General features: G+C 71.3%; 16 protein-coding genes and 1 riboswitch. Of the genes, 10 read left to right on the top strand and 6 right to left on the bottom strand.

The window, feature by feature from the left end; translation table 11 throughout:
• Positions 1–237 precede the first annotated feature (237 nt).
• The 3 genes from LPA41_RS11495 to LPA41_RS11485 form a co-directional block, all read right to left on the bottom strand.
• A complete protein-coding gene (locus LPA41_RS11495; protein ID WP_229070094.1) occupies positions 238–1,767 on the bottom strand; it encodes a PP2C family protein-serine/threonine phosphatase in 1,530 nt (509 codons plus the stop codon).
• Positions 1,768–1,900: 133 nt separating this feature from the next.
• Positions 1,901–2,224 carry an STAS domain-containing protein gene (locus LPA41_RS11490; protein WP_229070093.1) on the bottom strand — a complete coding sequence of 108 codons (324 nt, stop codon included), beginning with the start codon at positions 2,222–2,224 and terminating at the stop codon, positions 1,901–1,903.
• A 49-nt stretch (positions 2,225–2,273) separates the two neighbouring features.
• A complete protein-coding gene (locus LPA41_RS11485; protein ID WP_229070092.1) occupies positions 2,274–2,720 on the bottom strand; it encodes an ATP-binding protein in 447 nt (148 codons plus the stop codon).
• A gap of 135 nt (positions 2,721–2,855) precedes the next feature.
• Here LPA41_RS11485 and LPA41_RS11480 point away from each other — a divergent pair, with 135 nt between their 5' ends.
• Complete coding sequence (locus LPA41_RS11480) at positions 2,856–3,884, top strand: LacI family DNA-binding transcriptional regulator (RefSeq protein ID WP_229070091.1); 1,029 nt, start codon at positions 2,856–2,858, stop codon at positions 3,882–3,884.
• 19 nt (positions 3,885–3,903) lie between these two features.
• On the opposite strand, the gene LPA41_RS11475 is transcribed toward LPA41_RS11480, so the two are convergent.
• Positions 3,904–5,805, bottom strand: a complete 1,902-nt coding sequence (locus LPA41_RS11475; RefSeq protein ID WP_229070090.1) for an amylo-alpha-1,6-glucosidase — start codon at positions 5,803–5,805, stop codon at positions 3,904–3,906.
• Between the two features lie 666 nt (positions 5,806–6,471).
• Here LPA41_RS11475 and LPA41_RS11470 point away from each other — a divergent pair.
• The 4 genes from LPA41_RS11470 (at position 6,472) to LPA41_RS11455 (ending at position 11,872) form a co-directional block, all read left to right on the top strand.
• Positions 6,472–7,977, top strand: a complete 1,506-nt coding sequence (locus LPA41_RS11470; RefSeq protein WP_306469497.1) for a family 43 glycosylhydrolase — start codon at positions 6,472–6,474, stop codon at positions 7,975–7,977.
• A 210-nt stretch (positions 7,978–8,187) separates the two neighbouring features.
• Positions 8,188–8,787: an SMP-30/gluconolactonase/LRE family protein gene (locus LPA41_RS11465; protein ID WP_229070089.1), complete on the top strand. Its 600-nt coding sequence runs from the start codon at positions 8,188–8,190 to the stop codon at positions 8,785–8,787.
• 274 nt (positions 8,788–9,061) lie between these two features.
• Positions 9,062–10,474 carry a family 43 glycosylhydrolase gene (locus LPA41_RS11460; RefSeq protein ID WP_229070088.1) on the top strand — a complete coding sequence of 471 codons (1,413 nt, stop codon included), beginning with the start codon at positions 9,062–9,064 and terminating at the stop codon, positions 10,472–10,474.
• 12 nt (positions 10,475–10,486) lie between these two features.
• Positions 10,487–11,872 carry a glycoside hydrolase family 43 protein gene (locus LPA41_RS11455; RefSeq protein WP_229070087.1) on the top strand — a complete coding sequence of 462 codons (1,386 nt, stop codon included), beginning with the start codon at positions 10,487–10,489 and terminating at the stop codon, positions 11,870–11,872.
• A gap of 552 nt (positions 11,873–12,424) precedes the next feature.
• Here the strand turns inward: LPA41_RS11455 and ligD are convergent.
• A complete protein-coding gene (ligD, locus tag LPA41_RS11450) occupies positions 12,425–13,399 on the bottom strand; it encodes a non-homologous end-joining DNA ligase (RefSeq protein ID WP_229070086.1) in 975 nt (324 codons plus the stop codon).
• Positions 13,400–13,512: 113 nt separating this feature from the next.
• Positions 13,513–13,702: riboswitch (cobalamin riboswitch) on the top strand.
• Positions 13,703–13,730: 28 nt separating this feature from the next.
• Between ligD and LPA41_RS11445 the strand changes: the two genes are divergently transcribed.
• From LPA41_RS11445 to LPA41_RS11425, 5 genes are all read left to right on the top strand, one after another.
• Positions 13,731–14,783 (top strand): ABC transporter substrate-binding protein, encoded by a 1,053-nt coding sequence (locus LPA41_RS11445; protein ID WP_229070085.1) that lies wholly within the window; start codon positions 13,731–13,733, stop codon positions 14,781–14,783.
• A complete protein-coding gene (locus tag LPA41_RS11440; RefSeq protein WP_255689576.1) occupies positions 14,780–15,772 on the top strand; it encodes an iron ABC transporter permease in 993 nt (330 codons plus the stop codon). The genes LPA41_RS11445 and LPA41_RS11440 overlap by 4 nt, the downstream gene beginning before the upstream one ends.
• Positions 15,769–16,803: an iron chelate uptake ABC transporter family permease subunit gene (locus LPA41_RS11435; protein WP_229070083.1), complete on the top strand. Its 1,035-nt coding sequence runs from the start codon at positions 15,769–15,771 to the stop codon at positions 16,801–16,803. Before LPA41_RS11440 ends, LPA41_RS11435 begins: the two co-directional genes overlap by 4 nt.
• Complete coding sequence (locus LPA41_RS11430) at positions 16,800–17,609, top strand: ABC transporter ATP-binding protein (RefSeq protein ID WP_229070082.1); 810 nt, start codon at positions 16,800–16,802, stop codon at positions 17,607–17,609. Before LPA41_RS11435 ends, LPA41_RS11430 begins: the two co-directional genes overlap by 4 nt.
• Before the next feature lie 343 nt (positions 17,610–17,952).
• Positions 17,953–20,169, top strand: a complete 2,217-nt coding sequence (locus LPA41_RS11425; protein WP_229070081.1) for a UvrD-helicase domain-containing protein — start codon at positions 17,953–17,955, stop codon at positions 20,167–20,169.
• On the opposite strand, the gene LPA41_RS11420 is transcribed toward LPA41_RS11425, so the two are convergent.
• On the bottom strand, positions 20,124–20,675 hold the full coding sequence (locus LPA41_RS11420; RefSeq protein WP_229070080.1) for a Uma2 family endonuclease: 552 nt from the start codon (positions 20,673–20,675) through the stop codon (positions 20,124–20,126). The genes LPA41_RS11425 and LPA41_RS11420 overlap by 46 nt on opposite strands.
• Between the last annotated feature and the right edge of the window lie 209 nt (positions 20,676–20,884).

Genomic DNA, 20,884 nt, shown 5'->3' with positions numbered 1-20,884 from the left:
ACTTCTCTGGACAGCGATAACCGTCACCGTGACCGCGGCCGCCGTGGCGCCGGCGGTCCTGCTGCCCCTCACCCGCCGCCGCGGGCGCCGCCCCTCCTGCATCCGCCCCACCCGCGCGGCCGGTTCCCGCCCTTCCCGGCCGCCCCGGACCCGACGCCCACCGACCCGCCGGGCCCGCCTCCGTGGCTGACCGACCGGGCCGGCGCGAGCAGCCGGGCCGGACATGTACGGCCGGCCCTATCCCGCGGCGTCGCGCCTGATCACGGCGAGCACCACGTCGTCCTCGGCGTCCCCGGCGAACGTGGCCAGGAGCCTGTCGCACAGCTGCTCCACGGTCAGCCCGCCGCTGCCGGCGACGGCGTCGCGCAGCGCGGCCAGCCCCGCGTCCAGGTCGTGACCGCGCCGTTCCACCAGTCCGTCGGTGTAGAAGACCACGGTCGTGCCCGGCTCCAGCACCATCTGATGCGTGGAGCGGATGCCCCGGGCCCGGGTGCCCAGGAGCGGCTCGGGCGCGGTGGCGAGGAACCGTGCCGACCCGTCCGGCGCGAGCAGCAGCGGCGGCGGGTGGCCGGCGTTCGACCAGCGCATCTCGTAGGTGTCGAGGTTCACCTGGGCCAGCACCACCGTGGCGAAGGCGTCCACGGCCAGCCGGGTGATCGCGTCGTCGAGTGCCGACAGCACGGGCGCCGGCGCTTCGGGCAGCGCGTACGAGATCCCGCGCAGCAGGTTGCGCACCTGGCTCATCGCCGCCGCCGCGTCCCGGTCGTGACCGGTGACGTCACCGACCGCCACCGCGAGCCGGCCGTCCCGCGGTTCGAAGGCGTCGTACCAGTCGCCGCCGACCTGCGCGCCCTCCGACGCCGGGTGGTACCGCACCGCCACCTGCAGACCGGCCGGCTGTGCGGGGTGGCTGAGCAGGCTGCGCTGCAACGCCTCGGCCAGCTGCCGTTCGGTCGCGGCCAGTTCCCGCACCGCGACCCGGTCGAGGCCCTGCACCAGCGCCGCGGCGATCAGGCGCAGGAAGTTCTCGTACTCCTCGTCCACCGGCAGGTGCGGGCTGAGCCCGGTGTCCAGGTGCAGACCCGCGGCGAGCGGAATCCGCCGCCGGCCACCGGCAGGCAGGCCGGCGTCGTCCGCCGAGTCCGTGCCGGGCAGGCCGGCGGCGTCCGTCAGGTTCGCGCCGGGCAGGTCGTCCACCGCCGTCCGCAGGACCGGCAGCGCCCGGTCGACGAACGCGGAGACCGTCTCGGCGTCGGCGACCGCGTCGGTGAGCCGCCCGAGCAGCACCAGCCGACGCCGGCCGATCACCTGGCGGGTGGTCTCGGAGGCGATGTCGATGACACCCTCGATGTCGCCGCCGGCGCCGCGCACCGCCGAATAGGAGAAGGTGAAGTACGTCTCCTCCGGGAAGCCGTGCCGGTTCATCATGAGCCGCATGTCCTCGGTCCACGTGGCGTCCCGGCCGTCGAGCACGTCCTCGAGCATCGGACCGATGTCGTCCCAGATCTCCGCGAACACCTCGCGAGCTGATGCGCCGAGCGCGGCCGGGTGCTTGTCGCCGATCATCTTGACGTAGGCGGCGTTGTAGACCAGCACGAACTCCGGCCCCCACATCAGGGTCACCGCGTTGCGGCTGTGCAGCATCACGTCGACCGCACCGAGCAGTGCCGGGCTCCACGAGGAGACCGGACCGAGCGGCCCGGCCGCCCAGTCGACGTCGCGGTACGCCAGGCCCAGGGGGCCTGCGGCGTCGAACGGCGTGATCACCCTCGGACTGTAGAGCAAGCGAACGGAGGCATCGGGGTCACCCGACGGCCGGGGCCTGCTTCATCCGGGTACGCAGCCATGACGTCGCGCCGCGGTCCCCCGGCGCACATCCCGCGCGGCACCGCCGGAACACTTACGCGGGGTCCAGCAGATACTCGAGGCCGACCACCTCGATGACCCGGCCGACGACCCCGTTCGCGGCGGCGAGCCGGAAGGTGATCCCGGCGCTCTGGGCGGCGAGGTAACCCTCCAGCAACGCGCTGAGCGCCTCCGAGTCCAGGAAACGCACCTGGTCCAGGTCGACGACGATCCGGGTGCAGCCGCCCTCGGCGACGATGCCACGCAGCACCTCGGCCAGCACGTCGCGGCTGTTCAGGTCGAATTCGCCGGCCAGGCGTACGCGGGCGGTCGTCCCGTCCCGGTCAGGCTTCTCAATGGTGAAGTAATCCGCATTCACAGTAACTGTCTAACAGTCGGTTCTGACAACCAGGCAAGGGATACGACGGTCACGATCCGGCAGTGCCCGACCGGATCGAAAAGGTTGCCCAGATGTGCTTGGCGTCATCGGTGGCGTACCAGCCCACGTCCAGGGAGAACGTGATCGCCAGCAGCAGGCCGCGCCCACCGGCGTGCGGCGGCCGGGTGTGCGCCAGTTCCGGGACACTGGTCAGGTCGTGGTCCGCCACGTCCAGGATGACATTCTCGTGGTTGCGCATCAGCCGCACCTCGGTCGGCGGCAACCCATGCCGGAACGCGTTGGTGGCCAGTTCCGTCGCGACCAGGACGATCCGGTCCAGGATGTCGTCGTGGTCCACGTCCGGCAGCAGCGGATGCGCGATCAGTTCCCGTTGCAAGGCCGCCCGCAGCTGCTTCAACTCGGTGGGACTGACGAGCGTCCACACCTTGACGAGTTCGGCGTACGGTGGCGGCGGCGAGGTTCGGATCGTTTCCACCGCGTGCCAGTTCCCACCGGGAGGCCGGCCTAAGCAGTGCTCGATCGCGATCCTGGCGAAATCAGCCGGTGGTGACGGGGGCGTTACGCTGTCGGAATCGATTCGACAGGCCGTCTCGTTCGGCAGTCTGGGGCTGTGGTGAGCGACATCGGGGAGATCGCCCGGCGTGCGGGAGTCTCGCGCAGCACGGTGTCCTACGTGCTGACCGGCAAACGGCCGGTCTCCGAGGGGACCCGCCGGCGCATCCAGGCCGTCATCGACGAGGTCGGTTACCGGCCCAACGCCAGCGCCCGGGCCCTGCGCGAGGGCCGCACCCACACCGTGGGCCTGGTGATCCCGCCGGCCACCGGGCACCTCACCGGCGTCCAGCTCGGATTCGTCGCCGGCGTCGTCGAGGCCGCCGCCCGCGCCGACCTCGACGTGCTGCTGTCCCCCTCCGGCGGCGAACACGAGCGCTCCTTCGAACGCATCGTCGACGGCCGCCGCGTCGACGGCGTGATCCTGATGGAGATCCGGCTCGAGGACGACCGGGTCACCCGGCTGCGGCGGAGCGGGCTGCCGTTCGTCACGATCGGGCGCACCGCGCAGCCGCACGGCATGAGCTGGGTGGACGTCGACTACGCCGGCCTCATCGCCCGGTGCGTCGGCCACCTCGCCGACCTGGGCCATGAACACATCGCCCTGGTGAACCGTTCCGCCGAACTGGTCGCCGCCGGTTACGGCCCCGGCAACCGCGCCCGCAGCGGCTTCGTCCGCGCCGTCGCCGAACGCGGCGTCACCGGCGTCGACGTCTGCTGCGGCGACACCGCCGCCGACGGCGAGGCCTGCGTCGACCAGTTGCTGGCCGCCCACCCCCGGGTCACCGCGATCGCCACCCTGAACGAGGCGGCCCTGCCCGGCATCCACCGCGCCCTGCAACGAGCCGGCCGCACCGTCCCCCACGACTTCTCCGTCACCGGCGTCGCCGCACCACACTGGGCCGAGGACTTCCACCCACCGCTGACCGCGGCCGACATACCGATCGAGGAAATCGGCGCCCAGGCCGTGACACTGCTGCTGGAACGCATCAGCACACCCACGGCCGAGCCGAGCCACCGCCTTTACAGCCCTCCGATCTCACTGCGCGCCAGCACCGGCCCGGCCACCCGGCCACGCACTCTCTGAGCAGGGGCGCGGCCCCGCATCAGTCGTCGCCGGCGGCACGGTCCGGAGGCGCTGTGGTGCGGCGGTGTTCGTGGGCGGCCGCGAGGATCAGGTAGCAGCTCGCTGTCCAGGTGTAAGCCCGGTCGCGCAGCCCGGCACCCGTTTCGGCGTCGAAGTTCTCGGCGAAGCCGGATTGTTCGCAGAGGGCCCGGAACCGGCGGCTGACCTCGTCGGCGAGAGCGGTGTGCCCGGCTCGGCGCAGGCCGTCCTCGATCAGAACTGTTGACGGTGCCCAGATGGGGCCACGCCAGTAACCGTCGGCCGCGTACTCCGGTGAGTCGACCGGTTCTGTGGCGAGACCGAAACTGGTCAGGTGCTGCTCGATCCGGGCGGCCAGCCGGGTGGCGATCGGCTCCGGCAACTCGTCGCCCAGCACGATCGGCATCAGGTCGAGCAGGCTCGCACTGGCCCGGCGGGCGCCGGTCAGCGGGTCACGGGCCTCGAACCGGTCACCGGTCCAGAGGTCGCGGATCATCGCCTCCTGGATCCGGTCGGCCGCCCGCGCCCACTCGGCTGCCGCTTCCGCCCACGCCTCCGCCGTCCGCTCCCCTGCCGCCCCCGCACACTCCTCCCCGCTCCGCGCCGACCCGGTGTGCGCCGGAACGCTCACCGCCGACTCGGTGCGTGCCGACTCCGTGCGTGCCAGCTCGGGCGGTGCCAGCTCGGGCGGTCCCGGCTCGGGCGGTGCCGGCTCGGGCGGTGCCGGCTCAGGCAGCGCCGGGCCCCGCGCAGCGCGGTGTGCCAGGTCGGCCAGGCAGCGGAGCTGGAGGACGAGGAACGCGGCCAAGTCGGCGGTCTGGACGACCCGGCCGCCGTCGAAGGTGGTGGCGTTGTCCCAGCCGCTGTCGTTGCCGTGCGTGTAGTGCGGCAGGTCCTCGCCGGGCGCCCGGCGCGCGTCCAGCCAGAAGCGGGTCCAGCGGGCCAGCCGATCGTAGGTGCCGGCCAGGTCGTCGAGACCCGCCGGCATGAGTTGCCGCAGTGCCCAGCCGTGGATCGGCGGTTTGACGAAGTTGTGGAGGACCTCGGAGTGGGTGATGGAGTCCGGCAGCGCACCGCTCGGGTCCTGATGGTCGAAGGGCAGCTGGAACTGGGCCCGGGCCAGCGCCGGGTCACCGGCGGCGAGGGCGATCGCGTTGAAGCAGTGGTCCCAGCTCCACACCTTGTCCATCCAGTGCTTGCTCATCAGCACGGCGGGGCGGGTGACGAAACCGGCCGGGTCGACGGTGGCCGACCACAGGACGTAGGCGGCCAGCTCGGCGGCGGGTGTCGACGCGCTGCGCCACGGTGCGAGGGCGTCGGCGAACGCGGCGAACCGCGCCTGCGCCGCGTCGTGCACGGCCGCGAAGGGCAGGAGGCGGCGGTACGCGGGACGCGCCGTCCCGTACTCCTCGATCGCCACCTCCCACGCCGGCCCGGCCGGCAGCCTCAGCCCGCGCTCCCCGGCGCCGAGCAGCTCGGCGCCGGTCACCTCAGCCGGGCCTCCGGCGAGCAGCGTGACCCGGTAGCGCCGGCCGGTCTCGTAGGACGTGAGGATGTGCGAGCCGTCGACCGGGTCCTGGTAGAGGTAGCTGCCCCGGAACGGGGTGAGCGTGCCGGCGGCCGCCGTGATCCTCAGGCCGGGCCCGTTGCCGCGGATCCGGATCGTGTCCGGGCTCTCGTAGGCCAGCTCAATCGGACCGGCGTCGGTCTGCCAGGTCAGCAGGGCGGGGGTGGCCCGCACGACGGACGGCTCGGACGGGTTGAACCGCAGAACCGGGTGCATGCCGGTCTGATGCGACACCAGGTGCAGATCGTCGGCGACGGTGTTCTCGGCGAGCACCGGCGAGATGCCGAACCAGGACCCACGGTGGCTGAACGGAATGTCCCGGATGGAGAACATCATCGGCAGCTCCGTTCGAATCGATTCGAACCGACCTTAGGCGGGCCGCGACATGGCGGTCAAGGTCTGGCTCGAATCGGTTCGCGTCAGGGCACGTTGTCGGGCAGATGTACTGGCAGAGCGGCAGTATTCGAGCCGCCGCATTCGTCCCGGACCACTTGCCCAGGTGCCCTTCCTTGACGTTGATGTTGATCGGCTCTGGGCGTACGGCCGTACCGCCTGCTATCAGGGGGAAGCAACACAATTCGTCATAAGCCAAGCAAGAGGGGCGGCGTCGGGCGGGCCGAACAGGGCGGCGAGCTACGCGCTGGGCGGCCGAGCCCGGCAGGCGTGCTGGCGGTGTCGACGTGTGCTCGGGGCACGGCGGGAGCCGCAGTGATGGCATGCTCAGAGCGCTCGATGCGGCACCGATGTTTGCGTTAACACTGTGGATCCTACGCCTCCGCCTCGATTGCAGCGCTGCAAAAGTTTAAGGATCTGCAAAGACTTACAAAGGCTCGCACCCTTGACGAGGGAAAGTGTTAGCGCAAACATTGATTCGCGCCTGTTTCGCGGAGATGATCGCCGGGCTTCCCCACTCTCATAGCCCTGGGTGGTTCCTTCTCTGCGGTCACGCTCCCGCGGCGGTCATTCCCCATCTGTCGCGGTTCCCCCAACCGAAGGACCACTATGTCTTCCTCCGCTCCCCCAGCGGGACGGGCACGCTCCTGGCGACGCATCGCCCTGATCTCCCTCACCGGCGCCGTGGCTGCCGGCGGCGTTGCGGTGGCCACCCGTTCCGCGTCAGCGGCCGTCGTCGACCCGGCCGCCTCGTACGTGCTGGTCAACCGCAACAGCGGCAAGGCCCTGGACGTCTACAACCTGGCTACCACCGACGGTGCCCCGATCAACCAGTACACCCGTAACGACGGTGCCTGGCAGCAGTGGAAGTTCCTCGACTCCGGCTCCGGCTGGTACCGGCTGCAGTCGGTGCACAGCGGCAAGGTCCTCGACCTGCCCACCACCGCCGACGGCGTCCAGCTGGTGCAGAACACCGACCGCAACGACTCCCGCCAGCAGTTCCGCCTCGCCGACTCCGCCGGTGGCCAGGTCCGGCTGATCAACCGCAACAGCGGCAAAGCCCTCGAAACCTGGGAATGGTCCACCGCCGACGGCGCCAAGATCTCGCAGTACCAGGACCTCGACGGCGCCAACCAGCAGTGGCAACTGGCCCGGGTGGGCAGCGGTCCGTCGCCCACGACATCGGTGCCCGGCAACCCCGGGCCGACCGGCACCCCGACCACACCGCCGTCGTCGTACCCCGGACCGGGCGCGGTCTCGGGTGCCACGGGCACGCACGACCCGACGATCGTCAAAACGCCCTCGGGTTCGTACATCGTGGCGCAGACCGGTGACAACATTCGGTTGACCACGTCCACCGATCGCACCACGTTCCGGGAGGCGGGCGCGGCGTTCCCGAACGGGGCGCCGTGGACGACCGCGTACACCGGCGGCAGCCGCAACTTGTGGGCACCGGACATCTCGTACCGCAACGGCCAGTACTACCTGTACTACTCCGCCTCGACCTTCGGCTCCAACCGCTCGGCGATCTTCCTGGCGACCAGCCCGACCGGGGCCTCGGGATCGTGGACCAACCGGGGCCTGGTCATCGAGTCCAGCACGTCGAACAACTACAACGCCATCGACCCGAACCTGATCGTGGACGACGCCGGCCGGTGGTGGCTGAACTTCGGCTCGTTCTGGTCCGGCATGCAGCAGATCGCCATCAACCCCTCGACCGGGCTGCGCGCCGACTCGTCGATCCGCCTGATCGCCGGCCGCAACGGCGGGGACATCGAAGCGCCGCACATGGTCAAGCACGGCTCCTTCTACTACCTGTGGGTGTCGTTCGACCGCTGCTGCCAGGGTGCGGCCAGCACGTACCGGATCATGGTGGGCCGGTCGACGAGCCCGAACGGGCCGTTCGTGGACCGCAACGGCACCGCGATGAACTCCGGCGGCGGCACTGAGGTGCTGGCCGGGCGCGGCAGCATTCACGGTCCCGGCCACCAGGCTGTCCTGCAGGACACCGACGGCGACGTGCTGGTCTATCACTACTACGCCGACAACGGCGCCTCGCGGCTCGGGATCAACCGACTCGGGTACGACGCCGCCGGCTGGCCGTTCGCCTACTGATTCCGGGCCGGAGAAGTCTGATGCGCAGCACTGATTCGCTCTGCGCTCCGGCCGGCGAGTAACTACGTGACGGCTACCCGGCGCGCCGGGTAGCCGGTCACCTCGCTGCTCGGATCGCTGAGCAGGTCGATCCACTCGCCGGGGCATCTCACGATCGGTGGTCGGCCGCCCCGGAGGCTTCTTGCTGTGCTCGAACGCCATGGAGGACCAATGATCAGCCTGTTGTCGCGCGGCGCGGCGGTACTCGTGCTACCCACGGCCGGGACTGTTCCCGCTGAGCCGGTGAACGTTCCCGAACACGCCCCGCCCAGCAGGTTCGAGCGGCTCGTCACGCAAGCGGGCAGCAACGGACTCGCGGTCACGCCGGACGGAACGCGGGTGGTCGCGGCCACTCACGATCAGCGCAGCGTGTCCACGTACACCCTGGACGGCCGCACCCACGGCGTGCTGGCAGCCGACCATCTTGGGCGGCGCTTCAACTCACCGAACGACGTGACGATCGCCGCGGACGGCACCGTCTATTTCACCGACCCCAACTTCCAGCGCGGCAACCGCGCCGACCAACTGAAGGGAGTCACCGGCGTCTACCGCGTCCGCGGTGGTGTGGTGGAACTCGCCTGTGGCTCACCACCAGCAATCTCGGTGAGAAGGACAGCGTGCCCAACAACAGCGACGAGCGCATCTTCAAGGTCACCCTCAGTCAATGAGGTGGCGAGGCAGGCCCATCGAAATCGGCAGCAGCCTCACGGGACCCTTAATTTCATTGTGGCCGCTGTACACGGGCAGGAATTTAGAGCCGTGAATCATTAGGCGAGTCATTAACCAAGTCGTGATCTGTGAAAACGGGGGGCACGACTGTCATATCGCATTTCCGGCGACCGATACCCATCCTTGTTGAACAACGATTTACCGGTTTCTCAGCAAATTCTGCAGCGCTGCAAGCTCCCGAATTTCCAGCCGCCATGGTTTCCCCAACCGAAGGACCGTCATGTCTTCCTCCGCTCCTCCAGTCGAACGAGCTCGCCCACTTCGTCGTGTCGTCCTGTCCGCTCTCACTCTCACTGTCGCTGCCGGCGGCGTTGCGGTGGCCACGCGTTCCGCTTCGGCGGCCGTCGTCGATCCTGCCGCCTCCTATGTGCTGGTCAACCGCAACAGCGGCAAGGCCCTGGACGTCTACAACCTGGCCACCACCGACGGTGCCCCGATCAACCAGTACACCCGTAACGACGGTGCCTGGCAGCAGTGGAAGTTCCTCGACTCCGGCTCCGGCTGGTACCGGCTGCAGTCGGTGCACAGCGGCAAGGTCCTCGACCTGCCCACCACCGCCGACGGCGTCCAGCTGGTGCAGAACACCGACCGCAACGACTCCCGCCAGCAGTTCCGCCTCGCCGACTCCGCCGGTGGCCAGGTCCGGCTGATCAACCGCAACAGCGGCAAAGCCCTCGAAACGTGGGAATGGTCCACCGCCGACGGCGCCAAGGTGTCGCAGTACCAGGACCTCGACGGCGCCAATCAACAATGGCAACTGGCCCGGGTGGGCGCTGGTACGGCAAAGACCTTCACCAACCCGATCAAACGCAACGGCCCGGACCCGTGGCTGCAGCACCACAACGGCTACTACTACCTGGCCACCACCACCTGGAACTCCACCATCACGATGCGCCGCTCGACCACCCTGGCCGGGCTGGCGACCGCCACCGATCAGGTGATCTTCAATCTGGCGGGCCGGCCGAACGGCTGCTGCAACATGTGGGCGCCGGAGTTCCACCTCCTCGACGGCCCGAGCGGACCGCGCTGGTACTTCTACTACACCGCCGGGCAGAACGTCACCGACTTCAACCCCACCCAGCGGCTGCACGTGCTCGAATCGGCCGGCACCGACCCGATGGGCCCCTACACCTTCAAGGCGACCCTCGGCAGTGACTGGCAACTCGACGCCAGCGTGCTCAAGGTCGGCAGCAGCCTGTACCTGATGGGTACCTACAACGGCGGCACCAACGGGCAGAGCAACTTCATCCAGCGTATGACCAACCCGTGGACCCTCACCGGATCACGGGCCCGGCTCAGCTCGCCCACGCTTTCCTGGGAACGCCAGACCCACCCGGTCAACGAAGGCCCCGAACCGCTCTACCGCAACGGCAAGGTGATGGTCGTCTACTCGGCGTCGGCCTGCTGGGGACCGGACTACAAACTCGGCATGCTCACCCTCACCGGCACCGACCCGATGAACATCAACCACTGGACCAAGAGCCCGAACCCGGTCTTCCAGCGCAACGACGCCAACAGCGTCTTCGCCCCCGGCCACCACGGATTCTTCAAGAGCCCGGACGGCACCGAGGACTGGATCGTCTACCACGCCAACGACTCCGCAGGCGGTGGCTGCGACATGAACCGGTCCACCCGGGCCCAGAAGTTCACCTGGAACGCGGACGGCACACCCAATCTCGGCACCCCGGTCCGTCTCGGCACCACCCTCACCGCGCCGTCCGCGGAATGAGGGATCAGAATCGTGAACCTCTCCCGACGTACCCTCCTCGCCTCCGGCGCTGCCGCGGCCGGTGCGACTCTGCTCGGACCGGCCGGACCTGCTCACGCCGCCACCTACGGCGGCTATGTGATGGGCTACTTCACCGAGTCCCCGTCGAAGCTGGCCGACAACTACGGCCTGCACCTGGCCGTCAGCGCCAACGGCCTGGACTGGACGCCCCTCAACCAGAACAACCCGGTGGTCACCCCGACCGCGGGCACCCGCGGGCTACGTGACCCCTTCATCATGCGCAAGCAGGACGGCACCTTCGTCGTGCTGGCCACCGACCTGACCGGCACCGACTTCACCCAGCCGAACCAGTACATCCACTGCTGGGACTCGCCCGACCTGCGCAGCTTCACCGGCTACCGCCGGCTGCGGATGCACACCATGAACACCCACACCTGGGCGCCCGAGGCGTTCTGGGACGCCGCCCGCGGCCAGTACGGCATCATCTACTCCGCCAACAGCGGCGGACGGGACGCCTTCTATGTCAACTACACCGGCGATTTCCGTACGGTCGGGCCGGCGCAGTTGTTCTTCGACCCGGGCTTCAACGTCCTGGACGCCACCATGCACCTCCACAACGGCGTCAACTACCTGTACTACAAGAGCTTCAGTGACGGCAGGCTCTACGGCGCCCGCTCCAGCACGCTGAATCCGCGCAGCTTCGACCGGGGCACCTACACCAGCGGTGTGGTCAACGGCGGCATCGAGGCACCGATCGTCGTCAAGGCCAACGACCGCAACGAGTGGTATCTGTACGGCGACTCGTTCTTTCCGAACAACGGCGAACTGTACGTGTGGCGCTCCGGCGACATCGGCGCCACCAACTGGAGCCCGCTGACCAAGGCGCAGTACCACCAGCCGCTGAACGCCAAGCACCCGACCATCTGCCCCATCACCGCCACCGAGCACGCGAACCTGCTGTCCCGGTGGGGAGCACCCGCCTGGAACCGGATCACGTCCTACAACTACCCCGACAACCTGATCCGGCACGCGAACTACACCGCCCGCATCGACCCGTACCCGTTCGACCCGTACCCCGACGCGCAGTGGCGGCTCGTTCCAGGGCTCGCCGCCTCCAGCGGCGTGTCCTTCCAATCGGTCAACGTCGCCAACCACTACCTCCGGCATTCCGGCTACAACCTGGTGCTCGCCGCTAACGACGGAACCGGCACCTTCGCCGGCGACGCGACGTTCCACCGCACCGCCGGCCTCGCCGACAGCGGATGGACCTCGTTCCGGTCACACAACCTGCCGACCTACTACATCCGCCATTCCGGCTACGTTCTGCGGATCGATCCCCTCAGCGGCAGCTCCGCCGCCGCGGACCGGCAGGACGCCACCTTCCGTATCGGCTTCTGATCCTGTACCGCCTGCCCTGGCGCGCCGCGCGCCGCATGATCGCGCCGCGCGGCGCGCCAGGCCGCCACGGCACCCCCAGGTCCACAGGCCACATCGGTGACGCGTCATCCCCGCGCGTCAGAAAGGTCACCTGACCATGGCACATCCCCGCAAAGTACTACTGATCGCGGCGACCAGCGCCGCGGTCGTCGCCGCATCCGGCCTCGTCACCCTCAAGGCCTTCGCCGCGACGGCGGCCCCCGGCGCGTCAGATGACCTCTTCTCAATGAGTCGGTGACCATTGCGAGTCGGCCTGGAATACGGTGTCCGCGTTGCCCGCGGGTCCGTGTCTCCAGGCCGATCCGGGCGGCGACGTAGCCGCCCCGGATAGAGCTCTGTCCACTCTGTCCACCATGACTGTGCCAGCCATTTCTCGTTGCCCGTGTACACCATCAGCTGCTGCACCCGGGCTCGTCGCGTCCCGGGTCATCGCGATACCTGGTCACGTGTGGAAGATCGTCTGAGACGGTGCTGCTTGCTGGCGCTCGTTTATAGACCGAGCGTACGTTGCAGCTACTGCAACTCGGGCAGATGCGCGGACGACGCGTCCCGGTCGTCCAGCACCCCCCGGTACACGGGATGTCTCAGCTGGGTCCCGCCCGTCCACGACCGGTAGGCGATCCGCGCCACCACCTGCGGGTCCACCCACGTCGCCTCGGCCATGGCGGCAGCTTCGGCGTGCCCGGCGGGCGGGTTCGCGCGCCGCAACGGGGCGAGCCGCCGCTGCAGTTGCTCCCGCGCGGCGCCGGACAGGCCGCTGCCCACCCGGCCGACCAGGTGCAGCCGCCCGGCCCGGTCGTAGGCGCCGACCACGAGCGCGCCGATGGTGTCGCGCAACCGGCCCTGCCCGGGCAGCCAGCCGCACACCACCACGTCCGCCAGGTGCGGGATGACGCTCTTGATCCAGGCCCGGCTGCGCTCCCCCGGCGTGTACGGCGAGGCCAGCCGCTTACACACGACACCTTCCAGGCCGTGCTCCCGGGCCGCGGCGTACAGCTCGGCGGCGGCGTCCGGGAAGGACGGCGGCGTCTCCACCGCCGGGCCGCGCAGTTCCAGCGCGTCAAGCAGCGCGCGGCGGTCGGCGTACGGCCACGCCGTCAGGTCCCGGTCGCCGTCGACGAGCAGGTCGAACACGTACAGCGTGACCGGCGCGGACGCCAGCAGCCGCGCCCCCGGATCCCGCACACCGATGCGTTGCTGAAGCCGCGCGAAGTCGGGCGCGCCGGCCGCGTCCAGGACCACCAGTTCCCCGTCCAGCGCGACCCGCCGCCCGCCGAGCAGCTCGGGCAGCACGGCCAGTTCGGGGAAGACGCCGGTGATGTCGCGCCCGGTGCGGCTGCGCGCCCGCCACCGGTCGCCGGCCACCACGACACCGGCCCGCATCCCGTCGTGCTTGATCTCCGCCGCCCAGCCCGCACCGACCGGCACCGGCCCGGGCGTGGCCAGCATCGGCTCGATCGCGGGCGGCAGTCCCCCGGCCGCACCCACCCGATGATCGTCGGACGGGCGCCCGCCGGCGCGCAGGCGAACCGGTGAAGTGCCGGCAGATCGACGGGTCTGGCTGGAGCGACGGGTGATCACGGGAGCGGTACCGGCTGCGGCTACAGTGTGTGCGCCGTGGTGCTCGGGAAGCCGGTGGGAAGCCGGCGCGGCCCTCGCCACTGTGAACGGGAAAGCCGTCGGCCCTCGTCGTCACACGAGGTCACTGGGTGTCAGCAAAGCACCCGGGAAGGCCGGCCACCGGCGCACCGCCCGTCAGCCAGGAGACCGGCCACGGCACGTACCGACCCGTCCACGAGGTGCTGGAAGGTGGTCTGCGATGCGCGTGCGCGCTGTGCGGTCCCCGCTGTCCTGGCGTGCTGTCGCGCCGCTGTCCGTGCTGCTCCTCGCCCTGTCCGGCTGCGCCGACGGCGACCCGCGCCCTGCACCGGCCGCCGCGGGTGGCGCGGCCTCCGTCGACAACTGCGGCACGGCGGTGCCGACCGACACCCCGCCGACCCGGATCTTCGCGGCTTTCCACAACGGCATCGAGGCGGTGTACGCCCTCGGCGGCGGAGCCAAACTCGTCGGCGCCGCGTACCTGGACAACCCGCTGCTGCCCGAGTTCACCGCCCGGTTCCAGCCGGGCCGGCAGGAACCCGCCTACTACCCGGAGGAGTACCCGAGCCGCGAGGAGGTGCTGCGCCTGGACCCGGACTTCGTGGTCAGCGGGTTCACCGGCGCGTTCACCACCGAGGGCCTGGGCACCCGCGCCGAACTGGGCCGGATCGGCATCGGCTCGTACCTGTTCTCGCAGTACTGCCCGACCGCCGACGGCCAGGGGCAGAAGTCGCTCGCCGACAACGACGTCTCGCTCGACAGCGTCTACCGCGACCTCACCGACCTGGGCCGCGTGCTCGGCACCACACCGCAGGCCGACGCGCTCGTCGCGCGGATGCGCCGGACCGTCGCCGAGACCGAGGGCAAGGTCGCCGGCACGTCCCGGCCCACGGTCGCCATGCTGAACCGGCCGGGCGACGGTGAGCTACGCGTCTTCGGCACCGGGGACGTCGCGACCACGATCATCGAGAAGGCCGGCGGCACCCAGGTCTTCGACGACGTCCCGGGCCGGCTCGCCCGGATCGGCACCGAGGAACTGATCAAGCGCCGGCCGGATGTCATCGTGGTGCCGGCCTGCTGCGGCGCCGACGTCGGTCCGGACGGCGCCCAGCGGGTGATCGACGGCCTGCGGTCCGACCCGGCGCTCGCGAACGTGCCCGCGGTGCGCGACGGCCGGCTCTACGCGGTCACGTTCGCCGAGATCACACCCGGGGTGCGCAACGCCGACGCGGTGGCGAACCTGGCGGGGCTGCTGCACCCGGAGAAGTTCTGAACGCTCGGGCTGCCGGGCTGGTCGCGGCCGTCGCGCTGCTGGCGGCGGCCGTCTGCGGCTCCCTGCTGATCGGGAACGAGACGATCGGCATGGGTACGGTCCTCGGCACCCTGCTGCACCCGGACGGTTCGGACGCCCAGCGGATCGTCGAGTACCTGCGTGTTCCCCGTACCCTCGTGGGGGTCCTCGCCGGGGCCGCCCTCGGCGTGGCCGGCGCCCTGTTGCAGGGCCTGACCCGCAACGCCCTCGCCGGCCCGGAGGTGCTCGGCGTGAACGCGGGCGCGGCCCTGAGCGTGGTCCTCGGCATCGCGGTGTTCGGCGTGCACACCTTCGGCGGCTGGCTGTGGTTCTCCTTCGCCGGCGCCGCGCTGGCCGGCGCCGGGGTGTACGCGCTGGCCTCGCTCGGACGCGGCGGGGCCACCCCGGTGAAGCTGGCGCTGTCCGGCGCCGCCGCGACCGCGCTGCTCGGCGGGCTGACCACGGCGCTGACGCTGCTGGACATCAACACGTTCAACGCGTACCGCTACTGGTCGGTGGGCGCGCTGACCGCCGCCGACGCCCCGGTGATCCGGTCCGCGCTGCCGTTCCTGGCGGCCGGGGCGGTGCTCGCCGTGATGTCGGCGCGGGCCCTGGACGCCATCGCGCTCGGCGACGACATGGCCCGTTCGCTCGGGCAGGCGCTGGTCACCGGCCGGGTGACCGCGGCGTGCGCGGTGGTGCTGCTGGCCGGTACGGCGGTCGCGCTGGCCGGCCCGATCGCGTTCGTCGGGCTGACCGTGCCGCACATGGCGCGGGCGCTTGTCGGCCCGGCGCACCGATGGCTGCTGCCCTACGCGGCGGTGCTGGCCCCGGTGGTGCTGCTCGCCGCCGACGTGCTGGGGCGGGTGGTGGCGCGGCCGCAGGAACTCCAGGCCGGGATCGTCACGGCGATCGCCGGCGCGCCCTTCTTCGTCGCGCTGGTGCGCCGGCGCCGGCCGGCGGAACTGTGACGGTCCTGCGGCTGGCGGGCCGCTCGGTGCGGTTCGACAGGCGAGCCTCGCTGGTCACCGCCGGCGCGCTGCTCGTCGCCTTGGCCGCCACGGTTGCCGCGCTGACCGTCGGCGATTACCCGATGCCGCTCGCCGACGTGCTCGGCGTGCTCACCGGCGGCGCCGGGGCGACGCGGCGCAGCGCGTACGTGATCCTGGACCTGCGCCTGCCGCGCGCGCTCGGCGCGGTCGCCGTCGGTGCCGCGTTCGGGCTGTCCGGCGCGATCGTGCAGCGGGTGGTGCGTAACCCGCTGGCCAGCCCCGACGTCATCGGGATCAACGCGGGCGCGGGCGCGGTGGCGGTGTTCCTGGTCGTGGTCGTCGGGGCCGGCCCGGCCGCCGTCGCGTCGGGGGCCCTGGCCGGGGCGCTGGCGACCGCGGTCACGATCTACCTGCTGTCGCGCCGCCACGGTGTCACCGGGTACCGCCTCGTGCTGGTCGGCATCGGCATCGCCGCGATGCTGACGTCGGTGACCGCGTACGTGCTCAACACCGCGAACGTCTACACCGCCGAACAGGCCGCCGTCTGGCTCTCCGGCAGCCTCGCCGGCCGCGGCTGGGGGCACGTCGTCCCGGTGCTCGTCGCGGTGGCGGTGCTGCTGCCGGTGGCGCTGCGGCTGGCCGCGTCGCTGCGCACCCTGGAACTCGGCGACGACCTCGCCCTCGCGCTGGGCACCCGCGCCGAACCGGCCCGCGCCGGGCTGCTGGCCACCGCTGTCGCGCTGGCCGCGGTGGCGACGGCCGCGGCCGGGCCGATCGCGTTCGTCGCTCTGGCCGCGCCGCAACTCGCCCGCCGCCTGGTGCGCGGCCGAGGGCTCGCCCTGGTCACCTCGGCCGCGGTCGGCGCCGCCCTGCTGTCCTGCGCGGACCTGGCGGCCCGCCGGCTGCTCGCGCCCGCCGAACTGCCCGTCGGGGTGCTCACCACCGTGCTCGGCGCACCCCTGCTCATCTGGCTGCTGGCCAGGGCCAACCGCATCGGGAGGACCGGATGACCGACCTGCGCACGACCGGGCTCGGCCTCGGCTACGACGGCCGTACCGTGGTCACCGGCCTTGACCTGCGGGTGACGCCGGGCCGGATCACCGCCGTGGTCGGCCCGAACGCCTGCGGCAAGTCGACGCTGCTGCGCGGCCTGGCCCGCCTGCTGCGCCCGGCCGCCGGAGCGGTCCTGCTCGACGGCCGGGACCTCCACCGGCTGCCGACCCGGGAGATCGCCGCCCGGATCGGGGTGCTGCCGCAGCAGCCCATCGCCCCGGACGGCATCACCGTCGCCGACCTGGTCGCGCGCGGCCGCCACCCGCACCAGCGCTGGCTTCGCCAATGGTCCGCCGACGACGAACGAGCGGTCACCGCGGCCCTGGCCGCCACCGGCGTCTCCGACCTGGCCGGGCGTCCCGTCGACGAGCTCTCCGGCGGTCAGCGGCAACGCGTCTGGATCGCCCTGGTCCTGGCCCAGGACACCGACCTGCTCCTGCTCGACGAGCCGACCACCTTCCTCGACCTGGCCCACCAGCTCGAGGTCCTCGACCTGCTCGCCGACCTCAACGCGGCCGGCCGTACGGTCGTCGCGGTGCTGCACGACCTCAACATGGCCTGCCGGTACGCCCACGAGATCATCGCGATGCGCGCCGGCGCCGTGGTCGCGCAGGGCCCACCGGACCGGATCATCACCCCGGACCTGGTGGAGGCGGTGTTCGGGGTGCGCGCCCGGGTCATCACCGACCCGACCACCGGTACGCCACTGGTGCTGCCCGAACCCCGCGACCCGGCACCGGCGCGGCAGCCACCACCGGCATGACAGCCGTCCCATCGCACGCGTCGTGTGCGGGGAGGGGGTCCGGCCCGGGCGGCGCCGCGTCCGGCCATCAACACTCCCACCATCGCACCGGCAATCCGACGCCGTTCTCTTCGTCACCGGCGGGCCGCGGCCTGGGTCATGACCGGTTGCAAGGCCGGAGCGACCTCGTGATCAGAATTGTCGGCAACAGTCAAGTGACAGCCGGAAACAGGGAGATGGGAAGCGGCCACAAATAGCAATACGCATGAGAGTAATGCCATTCCATTTGGTTACCGGCAGTGATTTCCTCTACTGTTGCGCCGCGCCATTTCGGCCCGTTCACGCCTATCTTGAGGATTCGCGCATGCGCCCGGACACCGTCCGATCCGCGATCGCCGAGGAACAGGAATTCCTCGATCTCGCCACCGCCCGCCGCGACCGGCTCGCCGCTCACCTGGAGGACGAACTGGCCGCGGCCGCCGAGGACGCCCTCGCCGCGTCCCGGCAGCGGATGCTGCGCCGGCAGTTCGAGGAGCTGCGCCGCGCCGGCGACGGCCTGGTCTTCGGCCGGCTCGACGCCCTCGACGGCACGGTGCACCACATCGGCCGGATCGGCCTGCGCGACGACGGCGAGCCGGCCGAAAACACCGAGGACACCGAGGACACCAAGCCCGCTGAGGACGCTGCGGACGCCGACCCGCTGCTGCTCGACTGGCGGGCGCCGGCGGCCCGGCCGTTCTACACGGCGACACCCTTCGACCCGCAGGGACAGGCCCGGCGCCGGCACATCCGTACCGCCGGTTCCGTGGTGACAGGCGTCGACGACGAGCCCCTGACCCATGCCGGCGGCGGAGCAGGCGCTGAAGAAGGACTGGTCGGCGAGGGCGCCCTGCTCGCCGCGCTCGGGCAGCGCCGCACCGGCCGGATGGGCACCGCGATCGCCACGTTGCAGCGCGAGCAGGACGACATCGTCCGCGCCGAGGCCACCGGCCCGCTTATCGTGCAGGGCGGCCCCGGCACCGGCAAGACCGTCGTCGCGCTGCACCGGGTGGCCTATCTGCTCTTCACCCACCAGCAGATGGCCGACCAGGCGGTGCTGGTGCTCGGCCCGTCGCCGCGGTTCCTGGACTACATCGCGCAGGTGCTGCCGGCGCTCGGCGAGACCGCCGTCGTCTCGGCGACCTGCGACACCCTGCTGCCCGGCGTCGTCGTGGGCCGCGACGAGAGCCGCGTCGTCTCCGAGATCAAGGGGCGGGCGCTGTGGCAGGGCGCCCTCGAGGAGTACGCGCGGTCGCTGTTCCCGGCGCCCCGTGACCTGCGGCTGCGATGGGACGGCGAGTTCCATGTGATTCCGGCCGGGACGGTGGCGCAGGTGCTGGCCGCGGTGGCGCCGGGTCGCCCGTACCATCAGGCTCGCCGCAGCTTCGCCACCCAGCTGCACCATCTGCTCGCCGAGGCGGTCGCGGAGCAGCGCGCGGCGCTGCTGGCGGAGATGGAGGAGGGGTACGAGGACATCCTCGCCCGCTTCGACCGCGGTGTCACGCCCGCCGGCACCGCCGGGAGCAGCAGCGACGTCGACGGGCTGCTCTCCGACGAGGAGATCGAGGAGTTGCGCGAACGGATCGCCGGCAACGACGCCATCGCCCGGTTCGTGGAGTCCTGGTGGCCCACCCGCGACCCCGGTGCGACGCTGCGGGCGCTGCTCACCGACCCGGAGCTGCTGCGCCGGTTCGCCCCCACGCTGACCCCGGCCGAGGCCGCCCTGGTCGCCGCCGAACCCGAACCGTGGGCGCCCGGCGACATCCCCCTGCTCGACGCGCTCGCCGACCTGCTCGGGGAGGCCTCCCCGGCACCGGCGGCGGGTGATTCGGTCGCGGAGCGCGCCCGGCGGCAGCGCGGCTGGGTGTACGGGCACGTCGTCATCGACGAGGCGCAGGAGCTTTCCGAGATGCAGTGGCAGATGGCATTGCGGCGCTGCCCCACCCGGTCGATCACGGCCGTCGGCGACATCGACCAGGCCGAGGCGTCACACCGGCACACCACCTGGTCCGAGGCGGTGCGGGCGACCCTGGGCGACCGCTGGACGGCGGCCGAGCTGACCATCTGTTACCGCACGCCGAGCGAGGTCATGGACCTGACCGGCCCGGTCCTGGCGAAGGCCGGCAGCCACAACGCCCCACCCCGCGCGGTCCGCTCCTCGGGCATCGCGCCCTGGCAGCGCACCGTGGCGCCGGACGAGCTGGCCGGCGCGGCGGCGGAGGCGGTACGCGACCTGCGGCACCGCTGGTCCGGCGGCACCGTCGGCGTGGTCGCCCCGGCCGCCCGGATCGCAGCGCTGCGCGCGGCCCTGACCGGCGTGCCGGCGCTGACCGGCGTGCCGGTGCTCACCGCGACGCAGGCGAAGGGCCTGGAGTGGGACGCCACCCTGCTGGTCGACCCGGACGGCATAGCCGCCGAGCCGCGCGGCTGGAACGCGCTGTACGTGGCCCTGACCCGCTGCACCCAGGAACTCGGCCGCCTGCTCCCCGGCCCGTCCTACGACACGTCGGGCGTGGTGGCGAGCAGCCAGCCGAAAGGCTGAGCACCACCCGGGTCGATCTCGTACTCGCCGGTCCGGGGGTCCAGGGTGTGCCGATGCACCGTGGTGGCGCCGTCCCGGTCGACGAACCAGTACCGGGGGATGCCGGCCTTGGCGTACTCGGTCTTCTTGATGATCCGGTCGACGACCTCGGAACCACCGGAGACGACCTCGACAGCGAGCAGCAGACCGCTGGTGCCGGCATAGCTCGACCGGGCCGCTCGTGGTGGCGTGCCCGCCGCCCACACCGTCAGATCGGGGACCCGGCCGCCGCCCACGTCGATCCCGCAGTCGGTGACCACCTGCTCGGGGCCGTAACCGTTGGTGAGGAACCAGGCGAACATCCGGGAGACGAGCAGCGCGTGGTCAGGATCGGCGAGGGGGGTGACCGACAACCCTGCCTCGGGGCTGAGTTCGTAATGATGGTTCTCATCGGCAGCCGCCATCATCGCGAGGTCGTCCAGGGTGACCTGCCTCGGCATCGCAGCGCCCACGCCCTCAGCGCCCATCGTGTTCTCCTCCGCAGGACGCGATCGACCATCAGGTTACCGCCCCGGCACCGCGGCCCGGCGGACGTGGAATGCCATGATCGGCGGGACGTTCGGCGGTGCGTATCGGGAATGAGGAAGCAATGGCCGTACCCCTGGAATTGAATGCTCTTCCCTATGCCCGTCCCGCCCCCGCGCTCGCGCAGACCCTGGGCCTGGTGGTCCGCGAC

The sequence above is a fragment of the Actinoplanes sp. DH11 genome (assembly GCF_020873875.1).
In the GTDB taxonomy this organism is placed as follows: domain Bacteria; phylum Actinomycetota; class Actinomycetes; order Mycobacteriales; family Micromonosporaceae; genus Actinoplanes.
This window is presented reverse-complemented; position numbering and strand designations above follow the sequence as displayed.

Excerpts from the sequence above, each read along its gene's own strand:
- LPA41_RS11470 (WP_306469497.1), top strand. The coding sequence starts at position 6,472 with ATGTCTTCCTCCGCTCCCCCAGCGGGACGGGCACGCTCCTGGCGACGC.
- LPA41_RS11420 (WP_229070080.1), bottom strand. The coding sequence starts at position 20,675 with ATGGGCGCTGAGGGCGTGGGCGCTGCGATGCCGAGGCAGGTCACCCTG.
- LPA41_RS11475 (WP_229070090.1), bottom strand. The coding sequence starts at position 5,805 with ATGATGTTCTCCATCCGGGACATTCCGTTCAGCCACCGTGGGTCCTGG.
- LPA41_RS11425 (WP_229070081.1), top strand. The coding sequence starts at position 17,953 with ATGCGCCCGGACACCGTCCGATCCGCGATCGCCGAGGAACAGGAATTC.
- LPA41_RS11430 (WP_229070082.1), top strand. The coding sequence starts at position 16,800 with ATGACCGACCTGCGCACGACCGGGCTCGGCCTCGGCTACGACGGCCGT.
- LPA41_RS11445 (WP_229070085.1), top strand. The coding sequence starts at position 13,731 with ATGCGCGTGCGCGCTGTGCGGTCCCCGCTGTCCTGGCGTGCTGTCGCG.
- LPA41_RS11465 (WP_229070089.1), top strand. The coding sequence starts at position 8,188 with ATGATCAGCCTGTTGTCGCGCGGCGCGGCGGTACTCGTGCTACCCACG.